This window comes from Acidiphilium sp. MT5 (genome assembly GCF_054767495.1).
Genome location: NZ_BAABMR010000011.1, coordinates 49,107 through 67,620, shown reverse-complemented (window position 1 = coordinate 67,620; position 18,514 = coordinate 49,107). Strand labels below are relative to the sequence as shown.

The 18,514-nt window shown below is 60.9% G+C and carries 18 protein-coding genes; 11 read left to right on the top strand and 7 right to left on the bottom strand.

Annotation, left to right across the window (positions count from 1 at the left end):
* Both cobT and ACYUCQ_RS12530 read left to right on the top strand, forming a co-directional pair.
* Positions 1-1,869 carry a cobaltochelatase subunit CobT gene (gene cobT / locus ACYUCQ_RS12535; RefSeq protein ID WP_460254879.1) on the top strand — a complete coding sequence of 623 codons (1,869 nt, stop codon included), beginning with the start codon at positions 1-3 and terminating at the stop codon, positions 1,867-1,869.
* Positions 1,870-1,944: 75 nt separating this feature from the next.
* Positions 1,945-2,979, top strand: a complete 1,035-nt coding sequence (locus tag ACYUCQ_RS12530) for a Hint domain-containing protein (RefSeq protein ID WP_460254878.1) — start codon at positions 1,945-1,947, stop codon at positions 2,977-2,979.
* Positions 2,980-3,000: 21 nt separating this feature from the next.
* Here ACYUCQ_RS12530 and rnhA read toward each other — a convergent pair whose 3' ends face one another.
* Together rnhA and ACYUCQ_RS12520 are read right to left on the bottom strand one after the other, a co-directional pair.
* The gene (gene rnhA, locus ACYUCQ_RS12525; RefSeq protein WP_460254877.1) at positions 3,001-3,459 is read right to left on the bottom strand and encodes a ribonuclease HI; all 459 of its coding nucleotides are present in this window, start codon (positions 3,457-3,459) and stop codon (positions 3,001-3,003) included.
* Positions 3,449-4,408, bottom strand: a complete 960-nt coding sequence (locus ACYUCQ_RS12520; protein WP_460254876.1) for a homoserine kinase — start codon at positions 4,406-4,408, stop codon at positions 3,449-3,451. The genes rnhA and ACYUCQ_RS12520 overlap by 11 nt, the downstream gene beginning before the upstream one ends.
* A gap of 67 nt (positions 4,409-4,475) precedes the next feature.
* On the opposite strand from ACYUCQ_RS12520, the gene ACYUCQ_RS12515 reads away from it, so the two are divergent.
* From ACYUCQ_RS12515 to ACYUCQ_RS12500, 4 genes are all read left to right on the top strand, one after another.
* On the top strand, positions 4,476-4,988 hold the full coding sequence (locus ACYUCQ_RS12515; protein WP_460254875.1) for a hypothetical protein: 513 nt from the start codon (positions 4,476-4,478) through the stop codon (positions 4,986-4,988).
* Complete coding sequence (locus tag ACYUCQ_RS12510) at positions 4,988-5,734, top strand: SDR family oxidoreductase (RefSeq protein WP_460254874.1); 747 nt, start codon at positions 4,988-4,990, stop codon at positions 5,732-5,734. Before ACYUCQ_RS12515 ends, ACYUCQ_RS12510 begins: the two co-directional genes overlap by 1 nt.
* 79 nt (positions 5,735-5,813) lie before the next feature.
* Positions 5,814-6,590, top strand: coding sequence for a YiiX/YebB-like N1pC/P60 family cysteine hydrolase (locus ACYUCQ_RS12505; protein ID WP_460254873.1), 777 nt, complete (start codon positions 5,814-5,816; stop codon positions 6,588-6,590).
* 107 nt (positions 6,591-6,697) lie between these two features.
* The gene (locus ACYUCQ_RS12500) at positions 6,698-8,176 is read left to right on the top strand and encodes a flavin-containing monooxygenase (protein ID WP_460254872.1); all 1,479 of its coding nucleotides are present in this window, start codon (positions 6,698-6,700) and stop codon (positions 8,174-8,176) included.
* Positions 8,177-8,273: 97 nt separating this feature from the next.
* Here ACYUCQ_RS12500 and ACYUCQ_RS12495 read toward each other — a convergent pair whose 3' ends face one another.
* The 5 genes from ACYUCQ_RS12495 to ACYUCQ_RS12475 all read right to left on the bottom strand — a co-directional run bounded on the left by ACYUCQ_RS12495 (position 8,274) and on the right by ACYUCQ_RS12475 (position 13,202).
* Positions 8,274-9,359 carry a branched-chain amino acid ABC transporter substrate-binding protein gene (locus ACYUCQ_RS12495; RefSeq protein ID WP_460254871.1) on the bottom strand — a complete coding sequence of 362 codons (1,086 nt, stop codon included), beginning with the start codon at positions 9,357-9,359 and terminating at the stop codon, positions 8,274-8,276.
* A gap of 74 nt (positions 9,360-9,433) precedes the next feature.
* The gene (locus tag ACYUCQ_RS12490; protein WP_460254870.1) at positions 9,434-10,153 is read right to left on the bottom strand and encodes an ABC transporter ATP-binding protein; all 720 of its coding nucleotides are present in this window, start codon (positions 10,151-10,153) and stop codon (positions 9,434-9,436) included.
* Positions 10,150-10,974, bottom strand: coding sequence for an ABC transporter ATP-binding protein (locus ACYUCQ_RS12485; protein WP_460254869.1), 825 nt, complete (start codon positions 10,972-10,974; stop codon positions 10,150-10,152). Before ACYUCQ_RS12485 ends, ACYUCQ_RS12490 begins: the two co-directional genes overlap by 4 nt.
* Positions 10,974-12,281: a high-affinity branched-chain amino acid ABC transporter permease LivM gene (livM, locus tag ACYUCQ_RS12480; RefSeq protein WP_460254868.1), complete on the bottom strand. Its 1,308-nt coding sequence runs from the start codon at positions 12,279-12,281 to the stop codon at positions 10,974-10,976. Before livM ends, ACYUCQ_RS12485 begins: the two co-directional genes overlap by 1 nt.
* 3 nt (positions 12,282-12,284) lie before the next feature.
* On the bottom strand, positions 12,285-13,202 hold the full coding sequence (locus ACYUCQ_RS12475; protein ID WP_460254867.1) for an ABC transporter permease subunit: 918 nt from the start codon (positions 13,200-13,202) through the stop codon (positions 12,285-12,287).
* A 178-nt stretch (positions 13,203-13,380) separates the two neighbouring features.
* Here ACYUCQ_RS12475 and ACYUCQ_RS12470 point away from each other — a divergent pair, with 178 nt between their 5' ends.
* The 5 genes from ACYUCQ_RS12470 (at position 13,381) to nadC (ending at position 18,512) form a co-directional block, all read left to right on the top strand.
* Positions 13,381-14,154 (top strand): SDR family NAD(P)-dependent oxidoreductase, encoded by a 774-nt coding sequence (locus ACYUCQ_RS12470; protein ID WP_460254866.1) that lies wholly within the window; start codon positions 13,381-13,383, stop codon positions 14,152-14,154.
* A 10-nt stretch (positions 14,155-14,164) separates the two neighbouring features.
* Positions 14,165-15,082, top strand: coding sequence for an NUDIX hydrolase (locus ACYUCQ_RS12465; protein WP_460254976.1), 918 nt, complete (start codon positions 14,165-14,167; stop codon positions 15,080-15,082).
* A gap of 102 nt (positions 15,083-15,184) precedes the next feature.
* Entirely contained in the window at positions 15,185-16,165 is a 981-nt protein-coding gene (gene nadA / locus ACYUCQ_RS12460; protein ID WP_460254865.1) for a quinolinate synthase NadA, read from the top strand.
* Positions 16,162-17,673 (top strand): L-aspartate oxidase, encoded by a 1,512-nt coding sequence (locus ACYUCQ_RS12455; RefSeq protein WP_460254864.1) that lies wholly within the window; start codon positions 16,162-16,164, stop codon positions 17,671-17,673. Before nadA ends, ACYUCQ_RS12455 begins: the two co-directional genes overlap by 4 nt.
* Positions 17,670-18,512: a carboxylating nicotinate-nucleotide diphosphorylase gene (nadC, locus tag ACYUCQ_RS12450; RefSeq protein WP_460254863.1), complete on the top strand. Its 843-nt coding sequence runs from the start codon at positions 17,670-17,672 to the stop codon at positions 18,510-18,512. Before ACYUCQ_RS12455 ends, nadC begins: the two co-directional genes overlap by 4 nt.
* The last annotated feature ends 2 nt before the right edge of the window (positions 18,513-18,514 follow it).

Below are 18,514 nucleotides of genomic sequence, written 5' to 3'. Positions count from 1 at the left end.
ATGGCGGGCGAGCAGAGCCGGAGCGAGATGTTTAAGCGCGCGACCACCGGCGCGTTGCGGGCAATGGCGGGGCAGGACGAGGTGCAGGTGGCGTTTCAGCCAGGTGCAGCTGGGCTGGCCGGCAAGCGGGCGCGCCTGCCCGCTCCGACCCGCGCCTTGCCGCCGGCGGAGATAGCGCGGCTGCGCGGCATTGCCGATGCGTTGGCCTTGCGGTTGCGCCATCATGATGATGCGGTCCATGCGCAGCGTGCGCCGCTCGCCCGCGATGCGCGCGAGGTTTATGACGCGCTGGAGCAAGCGCGGGTGGAGAGTGTGGGCAGCGCCCATATGAGCGGGGTGGCGGATAATTTGCGCCATAAGCTGCAGGAGGAGGCGGAATCCGACGGGCTTGACCGGATGACGCGGCGCGAACAATTGCCGGTGGCGCAGGCTTTGGCGCTGCTGGCGCGCGAAAGCATGGACCCGGCTTCGGTGCCGGACTTGGCCAAGCCGATTGTCTCGCTCTGGCGCGAGAATTTGCCCGCTTCGGCGGCGCAGGCCTTGGCGGATATGGCGGCGGCGCGGGCGGATCAGGGTGATTTTGCCAAAATGGCGCGGCGGTTGCTGGCGGCGATGGATTTGGCCGAGGCGGAAACCGAGTCGGAAAACAGCGACGATGAGGATCGGGACGGCGAGCAGGGCGAGCAATCGCTCCAGCAGGATCAGCGTGGCGAGGGGGAAAGCCAGGCGGAGCCTGATCCATCGCAGCTTTTGGCGCAGGCGCCTGAGAGCAGCGCTGCCGAAGCCTCGGATGCCGAGGCGGATGAGGAGTTTGACGAGGATGCCGCACAGGCGGCGGATGAAGCGCCCGCAGGCCCGCAGCAGCGGCGCAAGGGGCCGGAGGGTGAGCCGGTTGGCGCGTATAAGCCGTTCACCCGGCAGTTTGACGAGGAAATTGATGCCGAGGCGCTGTGCGATTCGGAGGAGTTGAACCGGCTGCGGCAATTGCTCGATCAGCAATTGCAGCATTTGCATGGGGTGGTCTCGAAACTCGCGAACCGGTTGCAGCGGCGGTTGCTGGCGCAGCAGCAGCGGGCGTGGGATTTCGACATGGAGGAAGGGTTGCTCGATGTGGGCCGGTTGGCCCGCGTGGTGGTGGACCCGCTCTTGCCGCTGAGTTTCAAGCGCGAGCGCGACACCGAGTTTCGCGATACGGTGGTCACGCTGCTGATTGATAATTCCGGCTCGATGCGCGGGCGGCCGATTTCGGTGGCGGCGATGTGCGGGGATATTTTGGCGCGCACGCTGGAGCGCTGTGCGGTGAAGGTGGAGATTTTGGGGTTCACCACCCGGGCGTGGAAGGGCGGGCAAAGCCGTGAGCAATGGGTGGCGGCGGGCAAGCCGCGCGATCCGGGGCGGCTGAATGATTTGCGGCATATTATCTATAAATCCGCTGACACGCCCTGGCGGCGGGCGCGGCGCAATTTGGGTTTGATGTTGCGCGAAGGGCTGCTCAAGGAAAATATCGATGGCGAGGCCTTGGCCTGGGCGTATCGGCGGTTGCTCGCGCGCCCTGAGCATCGGCGGATTTTGATGGTGATTTCTGATGGCGCGCCGGTGGATGACAGCACCTTATCGGTTAATCAGGGCAATTATTTGGAGCGGCATTTGCGCGATGTGATTCGCGAGATCGAGGCGCGCAATTTGGTGGAGCTGACCGCGATTGGCATTGGGCATGATGTGACCCGCTATTATCGGCGGGCGGTGACGATTGTGGATGCCGAGGAATTGGGCGGCACGATGATGAAGCGTTTGACTGAATTATTTGACGAGGATGCGGCGGAGGCTTGGGCGCGGGCGGCGGCGCTGCGAGCACCTTTGGTTGCGTGATGACGGGGTGTGACGATCTGGCTTGAATTGGGGGTGCGATCGACTTAGGGTTGCCCCTGTTTCAAGGGTTTGGTGATGGCAGGCGAAAATTTCAGCGCAAGTTTTGCGACGACCGCGCTGTTGGGCGGCGGCAGTCCCTTTGCGTTTGAGCAAACCGGGCCGGCCCCGACCGCGCCGCTGCACGAGCAGGGCTTCACCAACGGCAATCCGTGCTTTGCCTCGGGCACGCGGATTTTAACGGCGCGGGGTGAGATCAAGGTTGAATTTCTGCGGGTGAATGATCGGGTGCTGTTGCCGGATCGCCGGGCGGTGCCGGTGATTTGGATTGGGGCGCGGCGGGTTGATTGCACGCGCCATCCGCGACCCGAGACGGTGTGGCCGATTTTGATCGCGGCGGGGGCGCTGAGCGATGGGGTGCCGCATCGTGATTTGGTGGTGTCACCCGATCATGCGTTGCTGTTGGATGAGCATTTGATCCCGGCGAAGATTTTGGTGAACGGGCAGAGTATTCGGCAGATCAAACGCCATGGGGTGAATTATTATCATGTGGAATTGCCGTTTCATGCGGCACTGTTCGCAGAAGGGGCGCCGGCGGAATCATATTTGGACACCGGCAATCGCGGGGTGTTCACCAATAGTGCCGAGCCGCTGACGCTCTATCCGAATTTTGCCCAGACCACGCGCGAGCAGCGCGGCTGCGCGCGGTTCGTTGAGGCGGGGCCGGTGGTGGAGGCGGTGCGCGCGCGTTTGCTGGCGCGGGCTGGTATCGAGACCAGCGATGATCCGGCGTTGGTGATTGAGCAGCGGGACGATGGGGCGGCGATTATTCGCTCGCGCGTGGCGGTGCCGGGGCATTTGACGCCTGATCCTCGGGATTTGCGGCGATTAGGAGTAAAAGTGGCGGCGCTGCTGCGCGCCGATGGGCGGGTGATTGCGCTCGATGATCCGGCGTTGGTGGAAGGATGGCACGATCATGAGCAGGATGGGCGCTGGACCGATGGGGCGGCGCTGGTGCCGGTTGAACTCACCGAGGGGCAGACGGTGACGGTGCAGGTGGCGGCATCGCTTGCTTATCCGGTGACGCCGATGCGCCGGGCAGTGTCGAGTTGAGCTTGGTTTTTGCTGATCGGCCTAACCGAGCGCCTCGCGGGCGGCGGTGGCGAGTTGATCGGCGCGTTCGTTCATTGGATTGCCGGTGTGGCTGCGGACCCAGAGCCATTCGATTTGGTGGGGTTTGGCTGCGGCGAGGATTCGTTGCCAGAGATCGTAATTGGCGACCGGATCGCCTTTGGCGTTGCGCCAATTGCGCCGCACCCAGCCTTCGCGCCAGCGGGTGATGCCGAGGCGCAGATATTCGCTATCGGTGTGCAACGTGACCCGGCAGGGGCGTTTGAGCGCTTCGAGCGCGGCGGCGGCGGCGGTGAGCTCCATGCGATTATTGGTGGTGACGGGTTCAGCGCCGGATAGCTCGCGGATATGCGGGCCGGTGCAGAGAATCGCCGCCCAGCCGCCGGGGCCGGGATTGGGTTTGCAGCCGCCATCGGTCCAGATTTCGACTGGGGTGGCCTGATTTTCCGGCTCAGAGGCCATAATCGGCGCCCTCGGTCATCTGGTGGAAGGTGGTGAGGCGGCGGAGATAATCGCGAGGGTCTTTTTTGGTGACCAAGGCACCCGCCGGGGTGTTCAGCCAATCATAGAGGCGGGTGAGCAGGAAGCGCAAAGCGGCCCCCTGGCAGAGCAGCGGGACCGCGCTTTGCTCGGCTTGGGTGAGGGGGCGGATGGCTTGATAGCCTTGCAGCAGGGCGGCGGATTTGGCGCGGTTGAAGCTGAAATCAGGCTCGAAGCACCAGGCATTCAGGCAAATGGCGATGTCCAGCGCGAAAAAATCGGTGGCGGCGAAATAAAAATCGATCAGGCCAGAGATTTTGCCATCGAGGAAAAATACATTGTCGGGGAACAGATCGGCATGGATTTGGCCGCGCGGCAAGGTGGCGGGCCAGGCGGGGACAATGCGGGTGATGGCGCGATCGAGCGTTGCTTGCAGGCCCGGTTCGACCGCGTCGGCATGGTCGCGGCATTGCGCCCAGAGCGGTGGCCAGGCGGCGGGGCCGAGCGCGTTGGGGCGTTCGGTGCGATAATCCACGCCGGCGTGGTGGAGTTGGGCGAGGGCGCTGCCCAGCTCAGCGCAATGGGCAATGGTGGGGTCACGCGGCCAGACGCCGGGCAGGAAGGTGGTGATGGCGGCGGCTTTGCCGGCGAGGCGGTTGAGATTGGCACCGTTGCGCGCACGCACCGGCAGCGCGCAGGGCAGGCCGTGCTGGGCGAGATGTTCGAGCAGGCCGAGGAACCAGGGGAGATCCGCGGGATCGACCCGTTTTTCATAGAGGGTCAGGATGAAATCGCCCTGGGTGGTGCGCAGAGCGTAATTGCTGTTTTCAACCCCCTCGGCGATGCCGCGAAATGCGACGGCTTCGCCCAGATCATACTGGGCGAGAAAGGCGTTGAGCATGCCATCGGTCACTTCGGTATATACAGCCATCAGCGCCGGAGATGACCGATCGGCGAAATGATGGCAAGAGAGGGGGAGCGTAAAAATGGAGAGTGCGGTGAGTGGATTGAAGCGGGTTGCGGTGTTGGCGACGCCCTTGCTGTTGGCGGCGTGTTCGGGGTCATCGGACAAGGTTGCTTTGTTTTGCCCGACCGTGTCGGTGCTGACGCAGGCTAATCAGATCGTCAAAGCGCGGGGCAATGAGGCGAGCGTTGGGGCGCGGGAAATTTCGGCACGGATCACCGGGGTTGCCGGGACATGCGCGACGCATGGCAAGGACGAACTGTTGACGACATTTCGGATCGGCTTTGCGGCGACCCGGGGGCCAGCTTTGATTGGGGATCAGATCACCCTGCCCTATTTCATTGCGCTGACCCAGGGCGATCAGATTATTGGCAAGCAGATTGACCCGATTACGTTTGATTTCAAAAATGGCGCGACCCAAGCGGTGGCGACCACCAAGCCGATCAAGATTGAGATGCCGAATGCGCCGGTTTCAGCGCAGCAAGAGGCGTTGATTGGGTTTCAGCTTGATGCGAACGCGAGCGGCGTGACGGGCGATCAACGCTGATGGCAGCGCTGGTAACGGGCGGAGCGAAGCGGCTGGGTGCTGCGATTGTGCGCGGGCTGGCGGCCAGCGGGCGGGCGGTGGTGATCCATTATCGGGGGTCGGCGCTGGAGGCTGAGGCGTTGCGCGCCGAGATGGTGCAGGCGGGCGGGCGCGCCTTTGTGCTGGAGGCGGATTTGAGCGATCCGACTTCGGTGGCGGGGTTGATTGCGCGGGCCGAGGCGCTCGCCGGGCCGCTGGAGGTGCTGGTGAATAACGCCTCGCGCTTTGAGTTTGATCAGCCCAGCACCATTACGGCAGAAGCGATTGCGGCGCATATGGCGCCGAATTTGGTGGCACCGGTGCTGTTGGCACGGGATTTTGCCGCGTCTTGCGCGGGGCGGCACGGGGTGATTGTGAATATTCTGGATCAAAAACTGTCGAATTTGAATCCAGATTTTTTCGCTTACACGCTGTCGAAAGCGGCCCTGGCGGCGGCGACGGAAATGTTGGCGATGGCGTTTGCGCCGATGGTGCGGGTGTGCGGGGTGGCGCCGGGGCTGACCTTGATTGGCGAGCGGCAATCGGCAGAGAATTTCGCCCGTGGCCAAGCGGCGACGCCGTTGCGGCGCGGCTCGACGCCTGAGGATATTGCGGCGACGGTGCGATTTATCGTGGAGACCGGATCGGTCACCGGCACGGTGTTTTATGTGGATGCGGGCGAGCATTTGATGCGCCGGCAGCGTGATGTTTCGTTCGAGCCGGGGTGAGGCGGGGATAAGGTTGTTTTATCAAAACCATGCGTGATTGGCATTGGTGCAGCGATGTTGCGCCATGCTACAAGGAAGCATGGGAAAAAATCTGGGACAAAGATTTGGCGAAAAGCTGGCGCGGTTTTTATCAAAGCCGGTGCATATTCACGGCACCGCCCCGGCGGCCAAGCCGCACCGGTTAGCTTCCGTGTTGCAGCCGGGGGATGTGGTGCTGGTGGAGGGCAATAGCCGGATCAGCACCGCGATCAAATATCTGACTCAATCGACCTGGTCGCATGCCGCTCTTTATGTGGGGCTGGCACCGCTGCGGGCCGGGGGCGTGGCCGAGCCTTGTTTTATCGAGGCGGATATTAGCGATGGGGTGCGCTGTGTGGGCTTGAGCGAATTCGCCGAATTGCATGTGCGGATTTGCCGACCGATTGGGCTGACTGAGGTGGATTGCGCGGCGGTGATTGGGTTTGCGCGTGCGCGCATCGGCGATCGTTATGATTTGCGCAATATATGGGATCTGGCCCGGTATTTATTGCCGACGCCGCCGGTGCCGCGCCGGTGGCGGCGCCGGTTGCTCACCTTGGGCAGCGGCGATCCGACGCGGGCGATCTGTTCAAGTTTGGTGGCGCAGGCTTTTCATGCGGCGGGCTACCCGATTTTGCCGCTGGTGCGGGAGTTTCCGGCGGATGCGCCGGATTGCCCGGCTTGTGTGCGCGAGATTTTGCAAGCGCGGCATTATAGTTTTTTTGTTCCGCGCGATTTTGATGTTTCGCCTTATTTTGAAGTGGTCAAGCCGGGCTTGCCGCCGGGCTTTGATTATCGGGCGATTGAGTGGGCGAGCGAAGAGCTCGCGCCGGGTTGATAAGCTAGGGCAGAGGCGGGCGGGCGGGGCAAAAATCGGTTTACATTTTTGGTTGCGGTGTTTACCTAAACGTCAAGTGGTTTTAGGCGATGAAGGAGCATCCGCTGATGAACGCGCAGCATGTTGATGTGTTGATTGTGGGGGCCGGGCTTTCGGGCATCGGGGCGGGGTGCCATTTGCAGATGCATTGCCCGAACAAGAGCTATGCGGTGTTAGAGGCGCGCGATGCCATTGGCGGGACGTGGGATTTATTTCGCTATCCTGGAATTCGATCTGACTCCGATATGTATACGCTGGGGTATTCGTTCCGCCCATGGACGCTGGCGAAAGCGATTGCCGATGGCCCTGCGATTTTGAATTATGTGCGCGAGACGGCGCGTGACTATGGCGTTGATCAACATATCCGGTTTCATCATGCGGTGAAGCGGGCGCATTGGTCATCAAGCGAGGCGCTATGGACCGTTGAGGCAGAGGTGGGGGCAGCGCGTGATTTGGTGGTGTTTACCTGCAATTTCCTGTTCATGTGCAGCGGCTATTATGATTACGCTGAAGGGCATAATCCGGAATTTGCCGGGGCGGACAGTTTTGCCGGGCGCTTGGTGCATCCGCAGCATTGGCCGGAGGATTTGGATTATGCCGGCAAGCAAGTGGTGGTGATTGGCAGTGGTGCGACGGCGGTGACGCTGGTGCCGGCGATGGCCGAAAAGGCGGCGCATGTGGTGATGTTGCAGCGTTCGCCGACCTATGTGGTATCGCGCCCGGCGGAAGATGCGTTTGCCAACACGCTGCGCGATTATTTGCCGGGGAAGCTTGCTTATGCGCTGGCGCGCTGGCGCAACGTGTTATTGACCATGTTTTTCTATCAATTGGCGCGCCGACGCCCGGCGAAGGTGAAAGAACAATTGATTGCCTTGGCGCGTCAGCAACTTGGTGACGCGGTGGATGTCGAAACTCATTTCAGGCCGCGCTATAATCCTTGGGATCAGAGATTATGCTTGGTGCCGGATGGTGATTTGTTTCGGGTGTTGAAGGCGGGAACCGCCTCGGTGGTCACGGATCAGATTGAGCGTTTTACCGAGGCGGGGATTCTGACCAAATCGGGCACGATTTTGCCCGCGGATATTATTGTGACGGCGACCGGTTTGAAATTGAAGCTACTGAGCGGGCTTGAGATTTTTGTTGATGGGGTGCGCGCCGATTTATCAAAGACGATGAATTACAAAGGCATGATGAATAGCGATATTCCGAATATGGCCTCATCATTTGGCTATACCAACGCCTCATGGACGCTGAAATCGGATTTGACGGCGGCTTATGTGTGCCGACTGCTTAATTATATGGATCAGCATGGCTATGGCCAATGCACCCCCCGGCAGACCGATCCGACGGTGCGGGAAGAGCCGTTTCTGGATTTCAGCTCCGGTTATGTGCAGCGCGCGATCCATCAATTGCCCAAGCAAGGCTCAAAGAAGCCTTGGAAACTCTATCAAAACTATATTCTTGACTTGATAACGCTGCGTTATGGGCAGGTGAATGACGGCACGATGGAGTTTGTCCGGCGGCAACCCGCGCAGCGCGCGGCCTGATCGGGGCGGGTGCGGCGGGGCTGATCATCAAAAAGGCGCGATGACCTTGCGATCATCGCGCCTCCAACGCCTATCCAGTTAGAACCGGTAGTGTTGGTTAGTGCATGGCGTGAACGGTGTATTTGCCGTTGTTCCAGATATAGATGGCATAAGCCGCCGGAACCACGTCACCAATTTTGTTGAAGCGAATTTCGCCGAGCACGGTATTCCACGGACCACCGGCTTTCAGCTCCTTGGCGACGACCAGCGGCTTGATGCTGTGCGCTTTTTTCGCCGCTTCAGCCCAGACCTGGATGGTTGCGTAGGAGTAGAGCACGTAGCCGCCCGGGTTTTGACCTTTGGCGGACAGCTCTTTCACCACGGCAGCCGCAGACGGGCTTTTTTCAGCCGGCGGCGGGAAGGTGAACAGCATGCCTTGCGCGGCGGGGCCGGCAATTTGCCAAAGCTGATCGGTCGCCATCGCGTCTTCCCCGAAATATTGCGGGTGATAGCCTTGGGCGGCACCTTCGCGCTCCATGATGCCGGCATCGGCGTAGTAGCCACCGATATAAACGAGGCCGATACCATCTTGCTTCAGGCGGCTGATCAGGGCGGAGTAGTCTTTTTCGCCGGCGGTGTAAGAGGCATTATAGGCCACTTTGACGCCGAGCTTTTTCAGGTTCATCCGCACCTGATCGGCGATGCCTTTGCCGTAGGTGGAATTATCATCGAGGACGGCGATTTTGTCCTTGGCGAAATGGGCTTTGATGTAGTTAGCGGCAACTTTGCCTTGCTCGTCATCGCGGCCGCAAACGCGGAACGTGTTCCACGAGCCTTGATCGGTATATTGCGGGTTGGTTGACGCGGGCGAGATTTCGAGAATGCCGTTCTCGCTATAGACTTTGCTCGCCGGAATGGTTGACGCCGAGCAGAAATGGCCATCGACCATCACCACATGATCGGCGACCAATTGGTTTGCCACGGTGACGGCCTGTTTCGGATCGCAGGCATCATCGACGGTGATCGCTTCGACTTTTTTGCCGAGCACGCCGCCATGGGCGTTGAGATCGGCGACCGCCTGATTGGCGCCATTGACCAACTGGGTGCCGAACGCGGCGTTAGAGCCGGTCATCGGGCCGGCCACGCCGATCTTGACTTGCGCTTGTGCGGCGCCGGCGGTGAGGCAGAGCCCCAGAGCCGTCATCGCGGCGACTTTGTAAAACTTGTTCCCCAAAACACTCGCTCCTTGATTGCTAGTCGTTACGTTTTCAGTTTTTATCAATGCCCGCCCTCCAGATACGCTGCTTTGATTTCTGGCCGGGCCAGCAATTCGGCACCCTCCCCTTGCATGGTGATGGCACCGTTCACAAGCACATAGCCTCGATGAGCGAGGCGCAATGCCTGATAGGCGTTCTGCTCGACCAATAGCACGGTCAAGCCCAGCTCACGATTGAGCTGGCGAATAGCTCCAAAAATTTGTTTGACCACCAGCGGCGCGAGGCCGAGGCTTGGCTCATCGAGCATCAAAAGATCGGGCTTGGACATCAAAGCGCGCGCAATCGCTAACATTTGCTGTTCGCCGCCCGAGAGGGTGCCGCCGCGCTGGTTGATCCGCTCTTTGAGGCGGGGGAACAAATCAAACATCAAGGCAAGTTGTTTGTCATAATCAGCGAATTTGACGACTTGTGCGCCCATCAGCAGATTTTCTTCAACACTCATGCGCGGAAAAATGCGCCGCCCTTCCGGTGCGTGGGCGATGCGCTTGCGCGCAATGTCATGCATCGCGCATTGGGTGATGTCTTCGCCTTGATAGATGATGCTGCCGGAACGAGCGCGCGGGTTGCCGCAAATCGTCATCATCAGGGTTGATTTACCCGCACCGTTCGCACCGATCAGAGTGACGATTTCACCTTTTTCGACGGTCAAATCAATCCCGCGCAGCGCTTGGATTTGGCCGTAAAAGGCGGTCACACCGGAGAGAGAAAGCATAACACTCATTGCGCGGCCACCGGAACATCGAGATCATCATCATCACCCTCGCCCAGATAGGCGGCGATGACGGCTTGGTTGGTGCGGATTTCAGCGGGCGTGCCATCGGCGATTTTTTTACCGTGATCGAGCACGATGATATGATCGGATATTTTCATCACCACGCCCATATCATGCTCGATCAGCAGCAAAGAGCAACCGGCGGCACGGATTTTCAAGAGCAGCGCGTTGAGCTCTTCGCTTTCGCGCGGATTGAGGCCGGCTGCCGGTTCATCAAGGCAGAGCAACACCGGATCGGTACACATGGCGCGGGCAATTTCGAGGCGACGTTGGGCACCATAGGGCAGCGAGGCGGCGGGTTCGTCGGCGCGTTCGGTTAGGCCGGTGGCATCCAACCAATATTTGGCGCGCTCTAGGGCCTCGGCCTCGACGCGGCGGTAGCGTCCAAGCCCGAGCACGGCGAGGAGGGTAAACCCGGTGGCCGCTTGCAGCCGATTATGCTGCGCTACCATCAGATTTTCCAGCACGGTCATGCCACCGAACAGGCGGATATTTTGGAAGGTGCGCGCCACCCGGCCCCGCTTGGCGATGGCAAAGCCGGGTAGGCGATGCAGTGCCAGCGTTGATTGGTCCTCGCGATGGATGGTGATTTCGCCCTCGCTGGGCCGATAAAAGCCGGTGATGCAGTTAAAGACCGTGGTTTTACCTGCACCGTTCGGGCCGATCACCGCTGTGATTTCGCCACGGATGGCGGTGAAGGACAAGCGGGAGACGGCGGTTAGACCGCCGAATCGCATGACCAGATCACGAACCTCGAGCAATGTTGTCATTAGCCATGGCCCTCGGACATCAGTTCGCTTGAGATTTGCTGACGTTTCCCTAACGCGATGGAGGGCGTGCGGGTGGAGACGAAGCCACGCGGACGGACGACCATCATGATGACCAGCGCCAAACCGAAAAACAACATGCGATAGATTGATAAATCTTGCAGCAGCGCGGGGATGCCGATCATCACCACGGCGGCAAGGGCGACGCCGAGTTGGCTGCCCGCCCCGCCCAGCACCACGATGGCCAGAACGGTTGCCGATTCGATGAAGGTGAAACTATCGGGGCTGATGAAATTTTGGCGGGTGGCGAAAAAACAGCCGGCGAAGCCGCCAAACATGGCGCCGATGGCGAAGGCGGTGAGTTTGGTGTTGCGCACATTGATGCCGAGCGAGCGGCAGGCGATTTCATCTTCGCGCAAGGCTTCCCAGGCGCGGCCCATGGGCAGGCGGCGCAGGCGCAGCGTGACCCAATTGGTGAGCAGGGCGAGGACGAAGATGATGTAATAAAGATAGGTGGTGAGTTGCTTGGGGTCTGGATCGATCCCGAAAAATCCCGAGAATGTGCCGGGCCCGCCGCCGAGATTGAAGTTCAGACCAAAGAAGGTGGGGTGCGGAATGTTATAGATGCCATTCGGCCCGCCGGTGAGGGAAATCCAGTTGGTGATGACAAGGCGAATAATTTCACCAAAGGCGAGCGTGACGATGGCGAGATAATCGCCGCGCAGCCGCAGAACCGGAAAGCCGAGACACATGCCCCAGATGGCGGCGAAAATGCCGGATAGCGGCAGGCACTCCCAGAACGTCAAATGATAATAATGCGCGAGCAGTGCAAACGAGTAGGCCCCGACGGCGTAAAACGCGACATAGCCGAGATCGAGCAAACCGGCCAAGCCGACGACGATGTTAAGGCCCCAGCCGAGCATCACATAGGTCATCACCAGCACGCCGAGATCGATATAGAAATTGGCGATGCCAGGCACTAACGGCAGCAGGGCGGCGCTGGCGAGCAAGAGCGGGGCGACATATTTGCCCGCCGAGGCCACGCGGGCGGCCCGCCAGGCGGCGCGGCCCTGATGCACGCGACGCTCTTGCCAGATCAGCACCAGCAGACGGGCGAGCATGGCGAGGACGACACCGATGACCAGCAATTTAGGCCGATAATGCAGCACCAGCCCGTTGGTTTCGCCATGCAGGCGCAAACCGATGAAGGGCACAAAAATGGCGAGGGCGAGCAGACCGACCCCGCCGGCGTCGCGGATATAGCGAATTAGCGTGTCGCGGCCACCCTGCGCCGAGCGCACATCAGACATTGATCAGACCTTCTCGATATCGGCGCGACCGAGCAAGCCGGTGGGCATGAACATCAGCACAATCGCGAGGATCGAATAGACGGCGACGTCCTTATAGGCAATTGTTGCGTATCCGGACCAGAACGATTCGATCAGGCCGATGAGCAAGCCACCGAGCACCGCACCGGGCAGGCTGCCGATGCCCCCTAGCACGGCGGCGGTGAAGGCCTTGATGCCGGCGTTGAAGCCGATGAAGAAATTGATCACCCCGTAATAGCTGAGGAACATGATGCCGGCGACGGCAGCGAGGGCGGAGCCGATGACGAAGGTGAGGCTGATCACCCGATTGGTGTTGACGCCGAGCAAAGCGGCCATTTTTGCATCTTGCTCAATCGCGCGCATCGCCCGACCGAGCGGGGTTTTGGTGACGATGTAGGTGAAAATGCCGAGCGTTACCAAGGTGGTGACAATGATCGCGATTTGCATATACGACATTTGCACAACGAAACCATGCTGCTGCATGATTTTAAAACCACCGGGAATCGGCTCAGGAATGGCGCGATCTTTGGCGCCTTGCGAGGTTTGCACGAAATTCTCTAACAAAATTGACATGCCGATCGCCGAGATCAGCGGGGCGAGGCGGAACGAGCCGCGCAACGGGCGATAGGCCGCGCGTTCGATGGTGAAGCCATAGACCCCGCACAGCGCGACCGAGACCAACAATGCAACGAGCAAGCCGACAGGGACGGCGGCGATGCCCATGCCTGAAAAAGCGGTGAGCACGATGATACCGACATAAGCGCCGACCATGAACACATCGCCATGGGCAAAATTGATCATGCCGATGATGCCGTAAACCATGGTGTAGCCGACAGCGATCAACCCGTAGACCATGCCCAGCGTGATTCCGTTGATTAATTGCTGTAACGCGTACGCTACCATGCAGCCCTCCGAATATATCTTTTATTTTGATGCCGTTAGCATTGTCCCCGAACGCGCGGTGATAACCACATTTTCGTGAGGTTGGCAATGCAGCCTGGACAATCGATGCAATTAAATTGCGCCTAGATGCAGAGACAATGATGATGTATTACGTAAGCGGCAATTCAAGGAATACGTCATGAATGATCATTTTCGGACCAAAACCGCGCTGATTACTGGGGCATCAAGTGGAATCGGGGCGGCAATGGCGCGTGATTTGGCCCAAGCTGGTGCCAATCTGGTGTTGGTGGCCCGGCGGGCCGATCGGCTGGAGGCTTTGGCCGCCGAGTGCCGATTATTCGGGGTGAACGCGGTGGTTGCCCCTACGGATTTGGCGGATTTTCAGGCGCGCGTGGATTTGGCCGAACGATTTTCGACCGTGGATGTGCTGATCAATAATGCCGGGCTTGGCGTATTTGGTGCGCTGGCGACTGCGGATTGGGGCAGGGTTGATGCCATGTTAGCAGTGAACATCACGGCACTGACTCATTTGACCCGGCTCTTCGCGCCGTTGATGAGCCAGCGTGGCTATGGGCGGATTATGCTGGTCGCCTCCACTGCGGCGTTTCAGCCGGTACCGCTTTATGCGGCTTATGCGGCGAGCAAATCCTATGTGCTCTCACTCGGCGAGGCGCTGGATGTGGAATTGGCGCCGCAGGGGGTTCGGGTTTCGGTGTTGTGCCCTGGCGTGACCGAGACCGAGTTTTTTGCGGTGGCTGATCAAACGCGCTCGGACTTCACCAAGAAATCGGCAATGACCGCGAGCGAGGTGGCACGAATCGGGCTTGATGCCTTGGCCAAAGGGCGCTCAAGCGTGGTGGCGGGCACGATGAATGCGGCGATGGCGTTCGGCACGCGCTTGGCACCCCGGGCGCTGGCGGCGAAAATTGCCTATCGCACGATCAAGCCGTGATGGTCTGATGATGGTGGAGGGCGCGCAGACGATCCATGCCGAATTGATTGCAGTGCTGGTGGCGGTGACGCGGGGCGTGCCGCGGGTGCTGACCTTGGCGGATGGGAGTGCGCTGCCGGAAGGACCGCTGGAGCCGACCCATCGTTCGTTGCAAGCGGGGTTGCGCGCCTGGGTTGAGCGGCAGACGCATCATCCGCTCGGCTATGTCGAGCAGCTTTATACCTTTGCCGATCAGGCGCGCAGCGCTGAAGCGCGCACCGAAGGGCGCAGCATTTCAATTTCCTATTTGGGCTTGACCCGCGAGGCGGCGCCGCAAGGGGCGATTTCGTGGCAGGATTGGTATCGTTATTTTCCCTGGGAGGATCGGCGGAGCGAAACCAAGCGCGAGCCGACGCTGCTAGAAGCGCCGATCCGCGACGGGTTGGCGCGCTGGCAGGGCCGCGATGCGACGCGCCGGATGCGGGTGGCCAATGCGTTCGGGTTGGATGGGGTGGCGTGGAACGAGGAATTGGTGCTCGCGCGGTATCAGTTACTCTATGAGGCCGGCTTAGTGCATGAGGCCGCGCGCGATGGCCGGGCGGCGCATGGTGCGCTGGTCTCCGGCACGCCGATGGCGGCGGATCATCGCCGAATTTTGGCGACCGCGATCAGCCGGTTGCGGGCGAAAATTAAGTATCGACCGGTGGTGTTCGAATTGTTGGCTGAGAGTTTTTCATTGCTGGATCTGCAACGCTGCGTCGAGGCGTTGGCGGGGCAGCGCATGCATAAATCGAATTTTCGGCGGGTGATGGAGGCACAGAACCTGTTGGAAGAGACCGGAAAATTCACCTCAGGGCCGGGCCGGCCGGCGAAACTATTCCGGTTTCGCGAAGCGATCCGGGCCGAGCGGGACATCACCGATACGCGACTGCCGATGGTGCGGACTTGACTTTATTATACTCATTCTTAGTATAATTGGCTTGTTACGCGGCTGTTCGTCGCGTTTTTTTGAACCCTAATTATACTCAAATTGAGTATAATGGAGCGACCCATGACGATGCTGGTTTCCGATCCGGCTTACGCCGCCCTCGCGCATCATATGCCGCCGGCGGAGTTTGCGCTGTTGCAGGAGGATATTTCTGCCATCAGGCGGCTCAAACATGCGCGTAACGCGATTATTCTCGCGCATAATTACCAAACCCCGGAAATTTATCATGGGGTTGCCGATATCACCGGCGATAGCCTGGCGCTGGCCCGCGAGGCGGTGACGGCGCAGGCGGATGTGATTGTGATGGCCGGGGTGCATTTCATGGCGGAGACCGCCAAGCTGCTCAATCCCAGCAAAATCGTGCTGATCCCGGATGCGCGCGCGGGTTGTTCGCTTGCCGAGAGCATTACGGCTGAGGATGTGCGCGGGTTGCGGGCGCGCTATCCGGGTGTGCCGTTGATTGCTTATGTGAATACATCGGCGGCGGTGAAGGCGGAGGTGGATTATTGCTGCACCTCGGGCAATGCCAAGCAGGTGGTGGAGTTCGCGGCCAAGGCGGCGGGGACGGACCGGGTGGTGATGCTGCCGGATCGATATTTGGCGGCGAACACGGCGCGCGAGACATCGGTGCAGATTATCCCCTGGGATGGCGCTTGCGAGGTGCATGAGCGGTTTACCCGTGCCGATATTGCGCAGGTACGGGCGCAATATGACAATGTGACGGTGCTGGCCCATCCGGAATGTCCGGAAGAAGTGATTGCAGCGGCGGATTTTGCGGGCTCCACAGCGGGGATGGCGCAGTTCATCGCGAAACATCAGCCGGCGCGGGTGGCGCTGATTACCGAATGTTCGATGAGCGATAATCTGGCCTCGCAATTTCAGGGCGTGGATTTCGTGAAGCCCTGCAATTTGTGCCCGCATATGAAGCGGATCAATTTGGGCAATATTCGCCGGGCGCTGGAGACGATGACGGGTGCGATCGAGATTGATCCGGACTTGGCCGCACGGGCGCGGGTTTCGGTTGAGCGGATGCTGGCGATATGACCGATTTTCAGGCGTTGACTGATCGGCCAGTGATTATCGGCGGCGGCTTGGCCGGGCTTGCCGCTGCGCTGGAAGCGGCACCGCGCCCGGTGGTGCTGATAACGGCGGGCACGCTGAGCGATGGCGCGGCGAGCCTGTGGTCGCAAGGCGGGATTGCCGCGGCGATTGGCGCGGATGATGATGTGACATTGCATGGCGCCGACACCATGGCGGCGGGTGATGGGCTGTGCGACCCGGTGGCGGTGGCGCGGATTATTGGCGCCGGGCCCTCTGTGATTGAGCGGCTGGTGGCGCTGGGCGTTGGGTTTGACCGGGATGCCACCGGGGCCATTGCGCTGGGGCTGGAGGCTGCGCATGCGCGGCGGCGGATTGTGCATGTGCGCGATCATACCGGAGCGGCGGTGACGGCGGCGGCGGCGGCTGCGGTGCGGGCGGCGGCGCATGTGACCTTGATTGAGCATGCGGCGGCGTTGCAAATCGCGACGCATGAGGGGCGGGTGATCGGCGTTTGGATCGCAACGCCGGATCAAATATTGTTTTTGCGCACCGGGGCGGTGCTGGTGGCGACCGGCGGGGCGGCGGGGCTGTATCGCGCCTCCAGCGCGCCGAGTGGGGCGACCGGCTCGGGCCTCGCTTTGGCCGCCGAGGCGGGTGCGACATTGCGCGATTTAGAATTCATGCAGTTTCACCCGACCGGATTGGATGCCGGTGCCTCGCCCTTGCCGTTGATTTCCGAGGCGGTGCGCGGCGAAGGGGCGGTGCTGGTGGATGAGACCGGGGCGCGCTTCATTGATGAGTTGCTGCCGCGCGATGTGGTCGCGCGGGCGATTCATGCCCATCAATTGCAAAATCATCGCTGTTTTCTGGATGCGCGGGCGATTGGTGAACGGTTTCACACGCGGTTTCCCTCCATCGCGGCCTCCTGTGCGCGGGCGGGGATTGATCCGGCGCAAATGCCGATGCCGGTCACGCCGGTGGCGCATTATCATATGGGCGGGATTGCGGTGGATGCGGCGGGGCAAAGCAGCGTGCCGGGGCTGTTTGCCGCCGGTGAGGCGGCGAGCACCGGGCTGCATGGGGCGAACCGGCTGGCGAGCAATTCGCTCCTCGAAGCGTTCGTGACCGGGGCGGATGTTGGGTTTTTGTTTCGCACGCTGGATGCCACGGGGGCTGACCAGCGGATTGGGTTGGTGAGCGGCCCGGCGGCGGACCCGGCATCGCTGCGGATGATCCGCTCGGTCATGGATCGTGATTTGTTCGTGCAGCGCAACCGGGCCGGTTTGCGGCGGGCGATGGCGGAATTTTTGCCGCTGGCGACGCGCAACCAGGCCGCCTTGGTGGCGCTGATGATGGCGGTGGCGGCGTATGATCGCCATGAAAGCCGGGGCGGGCATTCGACCAGCGATTATCCGGCGCGCAGTGCTGCGGCGCCGGTGTCATCAACCCTGACCCGTGCCAGCGCGTTGCAGCGCGCCCAGGTTATTTTGCGCCAGAGGATTGCCGCATGAGCTTGCCCGATTTGCTGATTGAGCCGGTGATTCGCGCAGCCCTTGCCGAGGATTTGGGCCGGGCCGGCGATATTACCACCGAGGCGGTGATTCCGGCGGATACACGGGCGACTGTGCATTTCGTGGCACGCGAGCCGGGTGTGATTGCCGGGCTTGCTTGTGCGCGCATCGCTTTTGCGCTGCTCGACCCAAGCTTGCTGTTCGTGCCGGTGCTGGCGGATGGCGCGCGCGTGGCGCCGGGCGATGTGATTGCGCGGGTGGCCGGGGCGGCAAGACCGATTCTCTCCGCGGAGCGGGTGGCGCTGAATTTTCTGGCCCAGCTTTCGGGCGTGGCGAGCGCGACGGCGGGGATTGTCGCGGCGATTGCGCATACCAAGGCGCGGTTGAGCTGCACGCGCAAGACCGTGCCGAATTTGCGGTTTTTGCAAAAATACGCGGTGCGGGCGGGGGGCGGCGCGAATCATCGGTTCGGCCTCGATGATGCGGTGCTGATCAAGGATAATCATATTGCGATGGCGGGCGGAGTTGGCGTTGCGATTGCGCGGGCGCGGGCTTGCGTGGGGCATTTGGTGAAAATTGAATGCGAGGTGGATACGCTGGCGCAGTTGGAACAGGCGCTGGCGGCTGGGGCGGATGCGGTGCTGCTGGATAATATGACCCCTGCCCTGCTGCGCGAGGCGGTGGCCATGATTGGCGGGCGGGCAATTGCCGAGGCGTCCGGGCGCATCACGCCGGCCAGCGCACCGGCGATTGCCGAGAGCGGGGTGGATTTGATTTCGGCGGGTTGGTTGACCCATAGCAGCCGCGCTCTGGATATTGGGCTCGATTTCGTGGAATAGTG